Here is a 15,389-nt window from a genome sequence, read left to right on the forward strand (position 1 = left end):
CCCTGGCGCTGCCCGCGCAGCCGGCCGCTGCGCCGGCGGCCGACCTTGTGGCCAGCCTGCTGGCGCCGCTCGTGGCCGCCTCGCCATCGCCGCAGGCCGGGCTTGGGGCCGCAGAACTGGCGCAGATGTTCGTCGCCGCGCATCGATTGGGCGCCATGGCGGCATCGCAGCAGGCGGTGCCTGTCGTAAGCGCGCCACGCGCCGTCTGGTGGCGTTCCAGCCGCGATATTGCCGCTGCGCGGCTGGCCGCATGGCAGGGAGCGCCATGGCGGGAGGCGGTGCTCGATGGGGTGGATCACCACGGAATCGTCCGCGACGCGCGGCTGCTGGCCGATCTGGCCACCAGCCTCGACGCCGGGCTTTCGGGCGATAGACGCCCGCATTCCCCTGTACCGACTGAGGGCATGTCCGCCACAACCCTACCGACGTAGGCCAGGAATCGTAATTTTATAAATGCAAATGCGAATAGTTTGCATTTAGAATCACTGCTCCATCAAAAAACTGCAGAATCAGGAGAAATATGAGGACGGGTAAAAGCGCCAGGCCGCGTCAGGCTTGGGCGAATCGGCAACCATTCGCGCTGACCGCGCTGGCCATGGCTGTCACGATCCAGACGGCGTACGCGCAGACGAACGACGCCACGCCTGCCTCCGCCAGCGGCGGCGAAGTCCAGTTGCCGGCCGTCAGCGTGCGCGCCGATACGGTCGCCGAAAACTACGGCCCGGTGGGCAAGAGGTCGGTATCGGCCACCAAGACGGACGTGCCCATCGAGGACACGCCGCAGTCGATCAGCGTGGTCACGTCGGACCAGATCCGTGCCCAGGGCGCCCAGCGCGTGGAAGAAGCCCTGCGCTACAGCGCCGGCGTGCGCACCGAGCCGATCGTCGATACGCGGCGCGGCACGTACTACATCCGCGGCTTCAACGCCGCCCAGAACGGCCAGTACTGGGATGGGCTGAAGATGCCCTGGTCCGGCGGCTATGCCTACTGGGACCTGGAGCCGTACAGCCTGGAGCGCGTCGACATCGTGCGCGGGCCCTCGTCGGTGCTCTACGGCCAGACCGCGCCGGGCGGCCTGATCAACCAGGTCAGCAAGCGGCCGCAGGCGGAATCGTCGAACGAGATCAACCTGAGTTTCGGCAACTACGATCGCCGCGAGATCTCGGGCGATTTCACGGGCGCGCTCGACAAGGACGGCAAGGTGCTCTACCGCCTGACCGCGCTGGCGCGCGACAGCGGGACGCAGACGAACCACGCCGGCGACGACCGCCTGTTCATTTCGCCGCAGATCACGTGGCGCCCGACCGACGCCACCAGCTTCACGCTGTACTCGCAGATCTATCACGACAACGCCGGCAACAGCGCCGGCTTCCTGCCGGCCGTGGGTACGATCACGCCGTTGGCGAACGGGTCCAAGATCCCGACCGACTTCTTCCCGGGCGAACCGTCCTTCGAGCGCTTCAAGCGCGAGCAGTACATGGTGGGCTACGAGTTCTCGCATCGCCTGAATGACACGGTGACGCTGCGCCAGAACCTGCGCTACAGCCACATGTACACCAGCTACGAGGACATCAACGGCAATGGCGGTCTCGTATCGAATCCGGCAAATGGCCCGTACCTGCTGCGCCGCATCGGCCTGAAGTCGAACGAGTCGTACAACCTGTTCACTGTCGACAATCAGGCGCAGGTCAAGGTCAAGCACGGCATCTTCRAGCACACGATCCTCACCGGGATCGACTACACGCGGTCCACGTTCGGTCGCCTGCTGGGCCAGACCGGCAGCCTGCCGACGCAGCAACCGCCTATCGACATCTTCAACCCGGTGTACGGCAACTTCGTGGCGCCGGCGTACCAGAGCGACACCACCACGGTGCGCAGCCAGGTGGGCTTCTACCTGCAGGACATGCTGCGCGTGGCGGACCGCTGGGTGGTGCAACTGGCCGGCCGCTACGACAAGGCGAAGGTCGATGCCGACGCCCGCACGCTGGCCACCAACGTCGTGACGCACTCCGGCACCGACGACGGCAAGTTCACCGGCCGCGCCGGCCTGCTGTGGGAAGGCCCGTATGGCCTGTCGCCGTACTTTGCCTACTCGACCTCGTTCGAGCCGACGGCCACCACCGTGCTGTACGGCGGCGGCACGCCGAAGCCCACCACCGGCAAGCAGTACGAGGCCGGCCTGAAGTGGCAGCCGAAGGGTACGCGCAGCTTCGCGCAACTGTCGCTGTTCAACCTGACGCAGCAGAACGTGCTGACGACGTCGCCGGTGCCCACCCAGGTCTCGCAGCTCGGCGAAGTGCGCTCGCGCGGTGTGGAACTGGAAGGCACGTGGGCCGTCACGAACAACTTCAACATCCTGGCGTCGTACACGTACACGGATGCCGAAGTCACGCAGGCGGGCCCGAACGCGCCGAACGCAGGCAAGACGCCGCAGTACATCCCGCGGCACATGGCCTCGCTGTGGGCGGATTACCGCCTGTCGAGCGGCTTCCTGCGGGGCGTCTGGCTAGGCGGTGGCGTGCGGTACATGGGCAAGTCGTATGACCAGACGAACGTGACGACCGTGCCGGCGTACACGCTGTTCGATCTGGCCGCGAGCTACTCCTTCGCCAAGCACTACACGCTGCGTCTGAACGTCAACAACCTGTTCGACAAGACGTATGTGGCCGGGTGCGACAGCGCCACGAACTGCTACTACGGTCGCCGCCGCACCATCATCGGTACGGCCACCTACCGCTGGTAAGCAGCAAGACGCCGCCCGTCCTTCCGGGCGGCGTTGCCTTGCAGGAGTCCAAGAACATGAAAGCCCCAACGCTGCGCTTCTGGTACGCGATCCATCGCTGGACCAGCCTGCTCTGCACATTGAATCTGCTGGTGCTGTGCGTCACCGGCCTGTTGCTGATCTTCCACGAGGACATCGACGCGCTGCTCGGCCAGGAACATCACGGCGCGGTGGCTGCCGAGCGCACCGTTGCCGTGCCGGCACGGCGGCCCGCGTTGCAGACGCTGGTCGACGCGGCCCAGGCCGCGCATCCGGGCCAGCTCACCAAGTCGATTTCGTTTGCGGACGACGATGCCGACGCCGTTGGCGTGCGCGTGGGACCCGTTGGCGAGCCGAAGCTGCGCAATGGCACGACGGTCCAGTTCGACGCTGCCACGGGCGCCACGCGCAAGCCGGGGCCGCCGGGCGAAACCTTCAGCGGCTTCATCCTCAAGCTGCACCTGAACCTGTTCCTCGGCCTGCCGGGGCAGTTCTTCATCGGCTTTATCGGCGTGCTGTTCGCGCTGAGCCTGATGAGCGGGCTCGTCGTCTACGGGCCGTTCATGCGCAAGCTGGCTTTCGGCCTGATCCGCTTCGGCAAGCCGGTGCGCATCGTGCAGGCGGACCTGCACAACCTGTTCGGCATCGTCGTGATGGTGTGGGCACTGGTGGTCGGGCTGACGGGGACGTTCCTGTCGTTTTCCCCGCTGATCATCGGGGTCTGGCAGAAGACCGAGCTGCAGCACCTGATCGCGACGCTGCCGGGGCCGACGCCCGCATCGTTCGTGCCGGTGGATCGCGCGCTGGAGCAGGCGCACAAGGAGGTACCGGGGAAGGACCCGGCCTTCGTCTTCTATCCGAATACCGAGTTTTCCACCGGACGCCACTACGGCGTGGTGCTGCGCGGCCACACGGAGCTGCAGAAGCGCGTCTACGCGATCGTGCTTGTCGATGCGGGCGACGGCAGCGTGGCCGCCGTGCGCGGCATGCCGTGGTATCTGCAGGTACTGCTGCTGTCGGCGCCGTTCCACTTCGGCGACTATGCGGGCCGGCCGCTGCAGATCTTGTGGGCGCTACTGACGGTCATCACGGCGGGCGCCACGGTGACGGGTTTCATTTTCTGGCTCAAGCGACCACGGCGCAGCCGCGAGGACGCCACTGCGACGCTGCCGCCGCAACTGTCGGGAGACCAGGCATGAAGCTGATCGACGATACCTGGCCGATGCCGGTGCTGCTTGGCGTGCTGTCCTTCGCGGGTCTGGCGGCCGGCATTTTCGGCGATGGCGCGTGGGACGCCCTGTGCTGGATCGGCCTGGGTGTGCCCGTTGCCGTCACGGCGTACCGGCTATGGCGACATTGGCGCGTGCGGATGGCGTCCGCGAAGGAGTAGGCGCCGTGCGCGGGCATGTGCCGCAATGGCCATCGCCCGGCAGGCGGTAGTTCAGGCAGCAGATGCGTCGCACGGGCGCCACGCCCGGCTGGCCCGGTTCCGCGCCAGGTCGGAATGCGCCATGGAACGGGTTGGCGAAGCCGTCGATGGACACGGGTGCGTCGATCCATGCCAGCACTTCCGCGCGCTGCGCGGGCGTCAGCACCGGATGCGCGGCCAGTTGCCTCGCGATGCCCGCGGCGGCCACGCCACCCGTACACCAGAGCAAACGCTGGGATACCCGGGCGGCTACGGAAAACGCCGCCACCACGCGCGGCAGATGGGCGTTGACCAGCGGTGACAGCAACGCGGCAAGCGTGGCGCCGGACGCCTCGCCGCCGTCCGGCAGTACCAGCATCGCCAGCCAGCCATTGGCTGCGCCACACCAGACCACCGCGTCAGCGTCGAACGCCAGACCGCGCCGATGCAGCGTGGCCGCGACAAGCGCTCCTGGTAGCACCGCCATCGTGTAGTCGCGGAACCACGCCGCAGCGAGCGCCCGCAGGTCCTCGCAATCACTCGCACGGGACGCACGCGCCAGGCATTCGGCGGCCCAGCCGGCATCCAGACTGGCACCGCGTGCCATCACCCCCGATGGTTCCGACCCCGCCGCACCGGCCAGCGCGAGTCGTTCGGCATAAGGCCGCAAGGGCCCGGCGAAGAATGGGGCGAGAAAGTCGATCATGCGGTACGTGGTACGTCGGCCATGGCGAGATGCCGGCCTGCCTGACGGATGACGAATGGCCTGCGATGGAAATTAAGGAGGTGGCTCCATCACGATGGGCCCGCATGACGGCCCTAATTTTCCCCGCGCGCCGCACGTCATCCAGGCAATGCCGATCMCGGATCTAGCCAGCATGTCGCTTATTGCCTCCCTGCCGCGCAAGCTGCGGCTCACCATCGTCCTGGCCGCCGCGGCCAGCCTGGCCGCTGGCCTGTGCGCCGTCGGCATAGTGGCGCTCATCAACCGCGTGCTGGCCACGCAAGGCGCGGACGCGCCGCAACTGGCACTGCCGTTCGCGGCGCTGGCGATCGCCGTGCTGGCTTGCCGCACGCTGGCGTCGACGCTGTTCGTGCGCGTCAGCCAGAGCGCGCTGGCGCGTATCCGTGCGCAGATCTGCGAGCGCTTCATTGGCGCGCCCTACCCGCATATCGAGCAGACCGGCAATGCGCGGGTGCAGGCGGCGCTGGCCGATGACAGCACGCACGTGGCCAACGGCCTGTCCGTGATTCCGGTGGTGCTGACCAACTCGATGGTTGTGCTCGGCTGCCTTGGCTATCTGGCGTGGCTGTCGCTGCCGACGTTCGCCATCGCCTGCGCGATTCTCGGTGTCGGCTCGTGGTTCTATCACTGGAACCACCGCCGCGCGCTGGTGCACCTGAAGMAGGCCGGTATCGCACAGGATGCGCTGCACGGCCATTTCAAGTCGCTGGTGTCTGGCGCGCGCGAACTCAAGCTCAATCACGACAAGCAGCGCAGTTTCATTCGCGACAGCCTGGGCGTGACGCTCGATGCCGTGCGCACCGCACGCACGCGTGGCCTGTCGATCTTCTTTGTGGCGCTGGGCTTCGGCAGCTTCCTGTTCTTCGCGGTGATCGGCGGCGTGCTCTTCGCGCCGCGCGCAACGCCGCTGGACCCGGCCGTGATGACTGGCTTCACGATCATGTTCCTGTACATCATGTCGCCGCTGGAATCGCTGCTCAATGCGCTGCCGGCGCTGAGCATGGGGCGTGTGGCATACGCGCGCATCGAGGCGCTGGGCGCCGATGCCGCGCCCGAGGCTCCGCCCCGCGACCGAGCAGTCTCCCGCTTTGCCAGCGTGTCGCTGGATGCCGCCAGCCATCGCTACTTCCACGAAGGCGAAAACAGCTTCTTTGCGCTGGGGCCGGTCGATCTTGCGCTCCATGCCGGTGAAATCGTGTTCCTGGTGGGCGGCAACGGCAGCGGCAAGACCACGCTGGCCAAGCTRATGGCTGGCTTGTATCCGCCGCTGGCCGGCGAACTTCGCCATAACGGCGAGGCGGCCGACCCCGCGCATCTCGCCGACTATCGAGCGCAGTTCTCCGCCGTGTTCTCCGATTTCCACCTGTTCGACACGCTGCTTGCGCACGATCCGCAGGACGACGCCCTGGCCAATCGCCTGATCCAGCGCTTCCAGTTGGGCCACAAGGTCACCGTGCGCGACGGTCGCTTCACCACGCAGTCGCTGTCGCAAGGCCAGCGCAAACGACTGGCGCTGATCGTCGCGTGCCTGGAGCGTCGCCCGGTGATGATCCTCGACGAATGGGCCGCCGACCAGGACCCGCTCTTCAAGGACGTGTTCTATCGCGAAGTGCTGTCGGAACTGCGCGCGCAGGGCAAGGCGGTGCTCGTGATCTCGCACGATGACCGCTACTTCGACCTGGCCGACCGCGTTGTGAAGATCGAGAACGGCCAGATCGTCAGCGACACCGTGCAGGCRCATCGCGGGGCGCAGAGCGACACGGCCACGCTGGCCACGGCCACCGCTGCCTGACGCGCTGCAACGTCCACGGAGAATTCCATGCCCCTGCATCCCGACCTCGAAGCGCTGCTCGACATGGTGGAAATCGCCACCGCAACCGGAAAACGCCCGGTGATTCATCAACTGACGCCCGCGCAGGCGCGGCGCGAGTTCGATGACGCGTCCACGGCGCTCGACTTGCCGCCCGAACCCGTGGGCCGCGTCGAAGCGCTGCGTATTGCCACGCGAGACGGGTCCGACATCGACGCCCGGCTCTACGCGCCCGATCGACAAGGAGACGGGGATGCGCTGCCGGTCCTGCTGCATTTCCATAGCGGCGGTTTCACGGTCGGCAGTCTCGATTCCCATGCGTCCMTATGCACGGCGATCGCCGCAGCCACGCCTTGCGCCGTGGTGTCGGTGGCGTACCGGCTGGCGCCGGAGTTCAAGTTTCCAACTGCGGCATATGACGCCATCGATGCGCTGGCATGGCTGGGCAGGCATGCCGCATCACTGGGTCTGGACGCCTCCCGGATCGCCGTGGGCGGCGACAGCGCGGGCGGAACCCTCAGCGCCATGCTTGCCCTGGCGGCGCGCGACGAACCCGCCCTGCCCCGGCCATGCTTTCAGGTGCTTTGCTATGCGGGCCTTGGCGGCACCACCGACACCGCTTCGCATCGGCAGTACGGCGAAGGGTATCTGCTCGATACGGACACGATCGAGTGGTTCTACAGCCAGTACCTGCGCGACGAGGCGGACCGTCGCGACTGGCGCTTTGCGCCATTGCGTGCCGAGGACCATCGCGGCGTGGCGCCCGCGCTGATCGTGCTGGCCGAATGCGATCCGCTCTGCGACGAGGGCCACGCCTATGCGCGAAAGCTCGCCGATGCCGGCGTGCCGGTCGTCGTGCGTGAATACGCGGGTATGGTTCACGAGTTCCTGCGCATGGGCAATATCGTCGCCGACGCCGGCGAGGCCCGCGCGGAAATTGCCGGCGCACTGGCCCGCGCCTTCCAAACGCGCGATGCAACGGCGGTGCCGTTGGAACGCGCCGCCTGAGCGCTAAATTCTCCACGCCGCGCATCGTCTCGATAGGCATGACGGCAGACGTCATGCACCGTCCAACGAATGCCTTGCCAGACACGAAGATCCATATGCCGACAACGCTTGCTCCTTTTTCGCGCCACCTGTCCTTCGCGGCGCAGCCCACGTTGCGCCGCGAGAGCCGCTACGACGGTTCGCGCCTGACGGTGACGAGGGACGGCCAGCCCCTTGCCAGCTTCCAGTTCGCTGGCGACGTGCTGCGCCTGCACGACGGCCACGCCGATGACCACGAACTGGCCCATGCGACGATGGCCGCGCTGGATGCCGCTTTCGCCAACGGCGCGCCGTACGCGCTGCGCGTCGATATCGAATCKCGCGGCGCACAGAATCGTCTTCACCAGATCGGCGCGCTGCTGCGCGAGCCCGGTGGCGCGCGCGGCGGTATCGCGGGTACTGCGCACGCCAGCCTGCTTTGGCAACGCCCCGAGTTGTACATGGCGGCGTCCGAGGGGCCGTTCCCGCTGCGCTATGCGATGACCGATGGCAAGCGCCATCCGCTGCGGCCGGGCAAGCCGGATGGCGCGGTCTATGCGCGCCATATTCCGTGGCTCGACAAGACGCTGATGCTGCGCGCCGCTGAACTGGAGCGGGATCTGCCGCTGCTGCATCGCTGGATGAACGATCCGGATGTCGCCTACTTCTGGAACGAGGAAGGCGACGAGGCCAAGCATCGCGCCTATCTGCAAGGGCTGATCGACGATCCGCATATGCTGCCGCTGATCGCGTCGTTCGACGACACGCCCTTCGGCTATTTCGAGGTGTACTGGGCCAAGGAAAACCGCATCGCGCCGTTCTACGATGCGCACGATCACGATCGCGGCTGGCACGTGCTGATTGGCGAACCGGCGTTCCGGGGCAAGGCGTTCCTGACGGCGTGGTTCCCGGCCATCCAGCACTACCAGTTCCTGGACGATCCGCGCACGCAGCGCATCGTCGGCGAGCCGCGCGCCGACCACGTGCGCCAGATCGCCAACCTCGACAAGACGGGCTTTTCGAAGATCAAGGAGTTCGACTTCCCGCACAAGCGCGCGATGCTCGTGATGCTGCTGCGCGAGCGGTTCTTCGGCGAACACCTGCTCTTGCCGGACACCACGGCGCCAGCCACGCCACGCAACTGATTCCTCTGCCAACGGGGCGCGCGTGCGCCCTCTTCCCTCTTTCCCGATTGCTCAGCAAGGACCGAAACATGACGCTCCGCGACACCTCTCCCGTCGTCCACGATCTGGTCGGCATCGGCTTCGGGCCATCGAACCTGGCCCTGGCTATCGCGCTTCAGGAGCAGGCGGCTTCCGGCCGGCCGCTCGACGCGCACTTCCTGGAAAAGCAGCAGAACTACCAGTGGCACGGCAACACGCTGGTTTCGCAGAGCGAGATGCAGATCTCGTTCCTGAAAGACCTCGTGTCGATGCGCAACCCGACCAGTCCGTACAGCTTCGTGAACTACCTGCATCGCCACGGGCGACTGGTGGACTTCATCAACCTGCGCACGTTCTATCCGAGCCGCATGGAGTACAACGACTATCTGCGCTGGGCCGCGAGCCACTTCGCGGGGCAATGCAGCCTGGGCGAAGAGGTGCAGACGATCGAGCCCGAGATGGATGGCGGCAGGATCGACCGCGTGCGCGTGATCTCGCGCGATGCGCAGGGGCGCGAACGCACCCGCGTGGCACGTTCCATCGTGCTGTCGACCGGCGGCACGCCGCGCATTCCGGAAGCGTTCCGCGGCATGCGCGATGACAGCCGGGTCACGCACCATAGCGGCTATCTGAACTGGATCCGCAACCAGCCCTGCGTGGGCGGCAAGCCGATGCGGATTGCCGTGATCGGCGCCGGCCAGAGCGCTGCCGAGGCGTTCATCGACCTTCACGACAACTATCCGTCGGTAAAGGTGGACTGGATGGTGCGCAGCGCCGCGCTGAAACCCGCTGACGACAGCCCGTTCGTCAACGAGATCTTCGCGCCGGCCTATACCGACGTGGTGTTCGAGCAGGCCCAGGCTGGCCGTGACCGGCTGATCGAGGCGTACCTGAACACGAACTACTCGGTCATCGACGCCGACCTGATCGAGCAGATCTACGCGATGCTGTATCGCCAGAAGGTCAGCGGCCAGTTCCGCGCGAACCTGCTGACGTGCAAGGCCGTGCGGGCCGCCCATGGCGGTGCGAATGGGATCGAGCTGACGGTCGCCACGACGGCGCCCGGCGCGGGTATCGATGCCGATTCCGAGACGCGCCGCTATGACGCCGTGGTGCTGGCCACCGGCTACGAGCGCGAAAGCCATCGTCGCCTGCTGGAGCCGCTGGCGCGCTATCTCGGAGACTTTTCGGTGGATCGCAACTATCGCGTGCAGGCGGCGCCGGAGCTGGCCGTGCCCGTGTACCTCCAGGGCTTCTGCCAGAGCAGCCATGGTCTGAGCGATACGCTGCTGTCCGTGCTGCCCGTGCGCGCCGAGGAAATCGCCGGGGCGATCCACGATGCATTGAGCGCGAATCGCGATCGTTGCTGGGCCCCGTCTACGGTTCAAAAGGGTGGCAGCCAGGCCATTGCCGCGGCATAGCCCGGAGGCGCGTCCAGCCGATAGAGCCGGGTCCGCGCCAGCGCTGCCGTATGGGCAGCGAGCTGGCCGGATTCTGGGCGGACGGTGAGCCAGCGCGCGCCGTGCGCRTCGCCCACATCGCCTTGTTTCGTATCGACGGCCACCGAAACGTGCTGCAGGTGGTCGGCAATCCCCAGCCCCAGTGCCTTCAGCAAGGCTTCCTTGGCGGTCCATAGCAGGTGAAACGCCTCGGGCCATGCCGCCGCCGGCATGGTTTCGAGCCAGTCGCGCTCCCGCGCGGTCAGGCAGTGCGTCGCCATCTCGCGCAGCGAGTCCTGCCCTAGTCCGGGGTCGATCCATTCGATATCGACCCCCACCTCCCCGCCGCCCTCCGCCAGGGCGATCCACGCGAAATCTCCCGCATGCGACACGTTGAATCCCGGGGCCGCCGAAATATCTAGCCATGGCTTGCCGTGCGGGCCGGTTTCAAAGCGCAGGGAATCGGCAGGCAGGTCAAGCCTCCGCCCCAACAGCGCGCGCAGTGCGGCGCGGGTGGCGGCGTAGCGCAGTCGGTCGGATTGCAGCCGAAGATTCGCCGCACGGGCTTGCTCTTCGGCGTTCAGGCACTCGATCAACATGCCCCTTGAGGCGCTTTTCCCGTCGAGATGCAACTGCCACAGCGCGACGCTCGGCATCGGACTGGGAAGAGATGTGAGGGGCGGCGCGCCCGGGGCGAATCGAATCTCCATTAAGACCATGACGAACGGCGAGCGTATCTATTTAGATGGGCCAGCCGATGCGTCACGTGACTGCCAAGGCGTATCAACCGCAGCCTGGACGAGTGAGCAAAGGCGAAATTTAATGGCTTTCACATCCCGAAATCGGGATAGCAATCTCATCTTTACTAACAACAGTGTTACTTTTTTATTAATTGACTATCATTCTCATTCTTATTAACGTACCTGCTCCGCACTGCACCAATTCAAGGAGCCGCCCCCGTGATTCCCTTAACCGAAATTGGCACCAGTCTGACGCCCGCCCTTGGCGCGGACACGCTGTTGGGGCTTTTCGTGGCAAATCGACGTGCGCTGGTGGGTGCCGCGGCCCGCATCGTGGGTTCTCGCGACCAGGCCGAAGACGTGGTGCAGGACGCCTTCCTGCGCTTGCGCACCATGACGGACGAGCCGTCGATCCGCAGCCGTCTCAGCTACCTGTTCCAGATCGTTCGAAACCTGGCGATCGACACGTACCGACGGCAGTCGCTGGAACAGAAATGGATGGCGCCGGAGGACGAAGGCGTCAACGCGCCCTCCCCGGCCACGCTGCCCGACATCATCGTCCGGGATCGCCAGGCGCTGTGCGCGCTGATGGGCGCGCTGGCCGAACTGCCGGAGCGCACGCAACGCGCGTTCGAGATGTGCCGCGTGCAGGGCATGGCGCAGAAGGATATTGCTTCGGAACTCGGCGTCTCGCCGACGCTCGTGAATTTCATGGTGCGCGATGCCTGCATCCATTGCCGTGCCCGATTGACCCGCCAGCAGGCCATCTGACTGGCGCACCCAAGACCGCCTCGAATCGCCGCCACGCCGGTATCACGGCCTGCCCCCGCTGGCAAGGCTGACCGAAGCCACCGCGTTGCCAATCCACCGAGCCCCCTTGGACAATCTGGAATCGGCACTGCTATATTGCGTGAACCGATTCCGCCCCCCGATTCCATGGCGCGCTCGCTAGCGCTCGTCGCGTTGGCCGCTTCGCTGTCTGGTTGTGCCGGCGCCCCGTCCATAGGCCTGTTTGGAGCCTATTTCCCGCTCTGGCTGCTGAGCGCCGTGATTGGCATCGCGGGAGCCATCGTTGCCTGGCGCATCCTCATCGCCACGGGCTGGGCGGATACTCTCGGTTTCCCGCTGCTCGTCAACACGGCAATCGGCCTGATGATCGCCGAGATCGTCTGGCTCCTCGGTACGGGGCACATCCTGGGCTGTGGGCAACGACGACGACGCCATCGCCACCGTCCATGCCCGCGAAGCGGCGCTGGCCGTCGCCCCCGCGCGCTGGAGGACACCGTGGTCCGCGCCCCGCACGAGGGCCGGGTGACCGGCCTGAGCGTGCTGTCTGGCGAAGTCGTGCTGCCCAACCAGTCGCTCTTCGTGCTCGTCCACACCGGCGAGTGGTTCACCGTGGCGAACTTCCGCGAAACGCAGCTCGCGAATATCCATCCGGGCGACTGCGCGACCGTCTATTCGATGATCGATCACCGACAGGCCATGCCGGGGAAGGTGGAAAGCACCGGCGTAGGCATCACCGATACCGACAAGATCAACCTGCCGCGCTCGCTGCCGTATGTCCAGGCCTCCGTGAACTGGGTGCGGGTGGCGCGCCGCTTCCCGGTGCGGATCAAGCTGGAAGCGCCGCCGGAGACGCTGGCGCGCGTGGGTGCGAGCGCAATCGTCGAGGTCCGGCATAGCGCGTCCTGCCGCTGACGGATTCCGGCTCCGGCTGGGGGACCTGCGCGCCTTGCTGGCCCCCTTCCCGGGCCGCACGACCGCATCACGAGCATCGCGGTGGCCAGCACGCTCACCGCCCTGATCTGCGCGATCTACGGCACGCCMGAAGCGGCCATATCCGCCTACGTCATCTTCTTTATCAACCGCGCCGACCGCACCACGAGCATCGTGATGAGCGTGGCGGCGCTGTTTCTCGTCAGCCTGATCATCGGCCTGGTGATCGGGCTGGCCGATTTCACGCTCGACAGCCCGATGCTGCGCGTTGCGTGCATGGCGGTGCTGTCCGCCGGCCTGCCGTTCCTGACGTCCGCCAGCAAGCTGCGACCCATTGGCGCCATTGTCGCCATGATCATCGGCTTCGGTCTCGACGAACTGGGCCTCGTGCACGCCGATGAACTGGCCACGCGCGGGCTGCTCCATGCGTGGCTGATGGTCGCGATTCCCATCGGTGCCAACGTCGTGGTCGTCTATGTAAATCAGGCTGGGGAGGTGGCTCCAATTCAATTGTCTACTCAGTGCGTAGACAATGTCCTCGCTCGGAAAAGCCTCGGCGAAGCGCACATATGCCGCAAATTCTTGGCGCTGAAGCCGCTACCATACTCCACCTCCGACTGCAGCGACAGAGAAACGACGATCTGCCGAGCATGACCCCTGCGCGTATCTCAAGGACGTCCTCACGCGCTTACTGTTTCTGTCGATCTGAAGAATTGCCTGGAGGTTTGCCTGTGCAACCGACGCTCAATATCAAAAGTCGCTTCAGGACATGTTCCCCTGCGGTCCATACTTGCGCCGTAGCTGCACTTGAGGAAGCGCGCGGGCATTGGCAGGTTGCCGGCTCGGTTGCGTGAGATGAAGCTATGAAGAAGAGAAGGTTGCTCTATCACGATCACGGCCATCGCAGTGCCGCGTTGGCCCTCCGTCGAATGTGAACCGAATGAATCACATAGCTCCGTTTCCTCTACCACATCTGACGGTGAGGTAGGCAACTCGAGCATCCAGCGCGTTTCCTGCCGATACGGAGCTGAAAGCCCATTAAATCACTGGTCTTTTTCCCACTTCCTGCCAACGATCATGAGCCCAATTAGGGCGTCCTGCTGGCTTCAGCGGCGCCTCACGGGTCGTTTTGGTCGGATCATGCTAATTACCCCTCATTCCGAGCCGTCTGTATTACCATTCTTCCCGGTGCGCCGCGACTCCAGCTCTCGCCGCGTCTTGGCTAGCTCCTTGGCTAGCAGTTTTTCATCAGGCAGCACGGTCTGGTATTCGGCAGCTAGCACCTTGTTGGGCAGACCTTCCAATGCATAGTGGGCCTCTGATGCACCTTTTTCGGCGCAAAGGATCAACCCCACCGATGGATTCTCTCCAGGCTTCATCCAGTGTTCGCGCGCATAATTAAGATACAGGCGCATCTGCCCTGCGTCTGCATAGCTGAACTTGCCCACCTTGAGGTCGATCACCAATAGGCACTTGAGTCTACGGTGAAGGAAAAGGAGATCGACGCGAAACCAACTGTCGTCAATTCGCAGTCGGCGCTGGCGCCCGATGAAGGCAAAGTCATCGCCCAGTTCGAGCCGGAAGTCAGCCAGATGTCGGATCAATGCGTCTTCGAGGTCAGATTCGGAATACTCGTCCTTTAGGTCGAGAAATTCCAGAACGAACGGGTCTTTGATGGCCTCCTCTGGTGTGATCGCATCACTAGGCTCGGCCAACTCACCTTTTTCCGGCATGCTAGCCTTGTTGCGCGACAGGGCAGTAGTTCGTAGAACTGGGGGCTGATTTGCCGATCACGTTGCCGTACCGACMAGCCCCCGCGCAAGGTTTCGGTCTCATAGAAATGGCGCGCTTGCTCATTTTTGACCGACAACAGACGCACGTAGGCCGACCAAGGCAAGGGAAAGGCCTTGGCAAGGGCGGCTAGATCAATCGCATTGCGCCGCAGTGATTCCGAAAACACGGTACCCACTGAAATCGCAGACAGCGTCTGCGACTTTCGAGCGCGCGGCAATTTCGCAGACGCTGTCTGCAAAATCCGCTCAGGGGGGCCACCCCTGGTAAAAGGAACGCATCTGCTCCAAGTTGCGCTCGGAAAAACCTCGCCCAAATCCGTAGACCGCATTAAATCCGTCACCATTGCGACAGTAAATGTGTCAACACACCGGGCGAGACGGGTCCAGTTCCCGCCAGCCCTTGCCGGGAAAGCGTTCGCGGGCTGCGAAGTAAATTTGTCACCAGCAAACTGCTGCAGGTGGACAAGGTTCCTGCCGGCCCCCGACGGAAGGTGGAGATCGGCCAGGAACGGCCAGTCGATGGCGGTGGAAATATCGGCKACAATACCCCGTCCGACGAAGCCAACGCAATCTTCTGAGCCATGGGAGGATCAATGACATCTGAGGTCGGCCTGGAGAGTCGCAAAGCTGGATTCCAACAGTTTTACGAGGAGCTAATGCCAGTCCTCGTGGACTTTGTAGAAAAGATGGGCATCAGTCCCGCACACGAAGTTCTGCGGCATGCCGGCCAGTTTGCGCCGCTTCTGGACAACGTTCTGCAGTCCATGACGGTTGCAGCCGAAGAC

12 protein-coding genes and 4 pseudogenes are annotated in these 15,389 nt (G+C 64.9%); 13 read left to right on the forward strand and 3 right to left on the reverse strand.

Annotated features, from left to right (window positions below; genetic code table 11):
* The 4 genes from AC1DS3_RS23195 to AC1DS3_RS23210 form a co-directional block, all read left to right on the forward strand.
* Positions 1-431: hypothetical protein (locus AC1DS3_RS23195; protein ID WP_477128032.1), on the forward strand; the 431-nt coding region annotated here is incomplete at its 5' end.
* A gap of 164 nt (positions 432-595) precedes the next feature.
* On the forward strand, positions 596-2,743 hold the full coding sequence (locus AC1DS3_RS23200; RefSeq protein WP_477128033.1) for a TonB-dependent siderophore receptor: 2,148 nt from the start codon (positions 596-598) through the stop codon (positions 2,741-2,743).
* 56 nt (positions 2,744-2,799) lie between these two features.
* Positions 2,800-3,960, forward strand: a complete 1,161-nt coding sequence (locus tag AC1DS3_RS23205) for a PepSY-associated TM helix domain-containing protein (RefSeq protein WP_477109485.1) — start codon at positions 2,800-2,802, stop codon at positions 3,958-3,960.
* Positions 3,957-4,151 (forward strand): hypothetical protein, encoded by a 195-nt coding sequence (locus tag AC1DS3_RS23210; RefSeq protein ID WP_441637191.1) that lies wholly within the window; start codon positions 3,957-3,959, stop codon positions 4,149-4,151. Before AC1DS3_RS23205 ends, AC1DS3_RS23210 begins: the two co-directional genes overlap by 4 nt.
* Here AC1DS3_RS23210 and fhuF read toward each other — a convergent pair.
* A complete protein-coding gene (gene fhuF, locus AC1DS3_RS23215) occupies positions 4,093-4,875 on the reverse strand; it encodes a siderophore-iron reductase FhuF (RefSeq protein ID WP_441637189.1) in 783 nt (260 codons plus the stop codon). The genes AC1DS3_RS23210 and fhuF overlap by 59 nt on opposite strands.
* A gap of 172 nt (positions 4,876-5,047) precedes the next feature.
* Here fhuF and AC1DS3_RS23220 point away from each other — a divergent pair, with 172 nt between their 5' ends.
* The 4 genes from AC1DS3_RS23220 to AC1DS3_RS23235 all read left to right on the forward strand — a co-directional run bounded on the left by AC1DS3_RS23220 (position 5,048) and on the right by AC1DS3_RS23235 (position 10,334).
* Complete coding sequence (locus tag AC1DS3_RS23220; RefSeq protein WP_477128034.1) at positions 5,048-6,706, forward strand: cyclic peptide export ABC transporter; 1,659 nt, start codon at positions 5,048-5,050, stop codon at positions 6,704-6,706.
* A gap of 27 nt (positions 6,707-6,733) precedes the next feature.
* Positions 6,734-7,732: an alpha/beta hydrolase gene (locus AC1DS3_RS23225; protein WP_477128035.1), complete on the forward strand. Its 999-nt coding sequence runs from the start codon at positions 6,734-6,736 to the stop codon at positions 7,730-7,732.
* Between the two features lie 95 nt (positions 7,733-7,827).
* Positions 7,828-8,895 (forward strand): GNAT family N-acetyltransferase, encoded by a 1,068-nt coding sequence (locus AC1DS3_RS23230; RefSeq protein WP_441637183.1) that lies wholly within the window; start codon positions 7,828-7,830, stop codon positions 8,893-8,895.
* Between the two features lie 68 nt (positions 8,896-8,963).
* Positions 8,964-10,334 carry a lysine N(6)-hydroxylase/L-ornithine N(5)-oxygenase family protein gene (locus AC1DS3_RS23235; protein ID WP_441637181.1) on the forward strand — a complete coding sequence of 457 codons (1,371 nt, stop codon included), beginning with the start codon at positions 8,964-8,966 and terminating at the stop codon, positions 10,332-10,334.
* Here AC1DS3_RS23235 and AC1DS3_RS23240 read toward each other — a convergent pair.
* On the reverse strand, positions 10,298-10,951 hold the full coding sequence (locus tag AC1DS3_RS23240; RefSeq protein WP_477128036.1) for a 4'-phosphopantetheinyl transferase family protein: 654 nt from the start codon (positions 10,949-10,951) through the stop codon (positions 10,298-10,300). The two genes, AC1DS3_RS23235 and AC1DS3_RS23240, sit on opposite strands and share 37 nt — an antisense overlap.
* 432 nt (positions 10,952-11,383) lie before the next feature.
* On the opposite strand from AC1DS3_RS23240, the gene AC1DS3_RS23245 reads away from it, so the two are divergent.
* From AC1DS3_RS23245 to AC1DS3_RS23260, 4 genes and pseudogenes are all read left to right on the forward strand, one after another.
* Entirely contained in the window at positions 11,384-11,863 is a 480-nt protein-coding gene (locus AC1DS3_RS23245; protein ID WP_441637177.1) for an RNA polymerase factor sigma-70, read from the forward strand.
* A 165-nt stretch (positions 11,864-12,028) separates the two neighbouring features.
* Positions 12,029-12,289 (forward strand): annotated as a pseudogene (locus AC1DS3_RS23250) (hypothetical protein); the annotation flags it as partial.
* 7 nt (positions 12,290-12,296) lie between these two features.
* Positions 12,297-12,793 (forward strand): annotated as a pseudogene (locus AC1DS3_RS23255) (multidrug transporter subunit MdtN); the annotation flags it as partial.
* Positions 12,774-13,282: pseudogene (locus tag AC1DS3_RS23260) on the forward strand (FUSC family protein); the annotation flags it as partial. The pseudogenes AC1DS3_RS23255 and AC1DS3_RS23260, both read left to right, overlap by 20 nt.
* A 683-nt stretch (positions 13,283-13,965) precedes the next feature.
* Here the strand turns inward: AC1DS3_RS23260 and AC1DS3_RS23265 are convergent.
* A pseudogene (locus AC1DS3_RS23265) lies at positions 13,966-14,919 on the reverse strand (PDDEXK nuclease domain-containing protein); the annotation flags it as partial.
* Positions 14,920-15,197: 278 nt separating this feature from the next.
* On the opposite strand from AC1DS3_RS23265, the gene AC1DS3_RS23270 reads away from it, so the two are divergent.
* The coding region (locus tag AC1DS3_RS23270) for a hypothetical protein (RefSeq protein WP_477128037.1) at positions 15,198-15,389 on the forward strand (192 nt) is incomplete at its 3' end.

It is taken from the genome of Cupriavidus sp. 01L46, assembly GCF_056399905.1.

Bases quoted from the DNA above. Each gene is read 5' to 3' on its own strand.
- AC1DS3_RS23205 (WP_477109485.1), top strand. From the start codon at position 2,800: ATGAAAGCCCCAACGCTGCGCTTCTGGTACGCGATCCATCGCTGGACC.
- AC1DS3_RS23210 (WP_441637191.1), top strand. From the start codon at position 3,957: ATGAAGCTGATCGACGATACCTGGCCGATGCCGGTGCTGCTTGGCGTG.
- fhuF (WP_441637189.1), bottom strand. From the start codon at position 4,875: ATGATCGACTTTCTCGCCCCATTCTTCGCCGGGCCCTTGCGGCCTTAT.
- AC1DS3_RS23235 (WP_441637181.1), top strand. From the start codon at position 8,964: ATGACGCTCCGCGACACCTCTCCCGTCGTCCACGATCTGGTCGGCATC.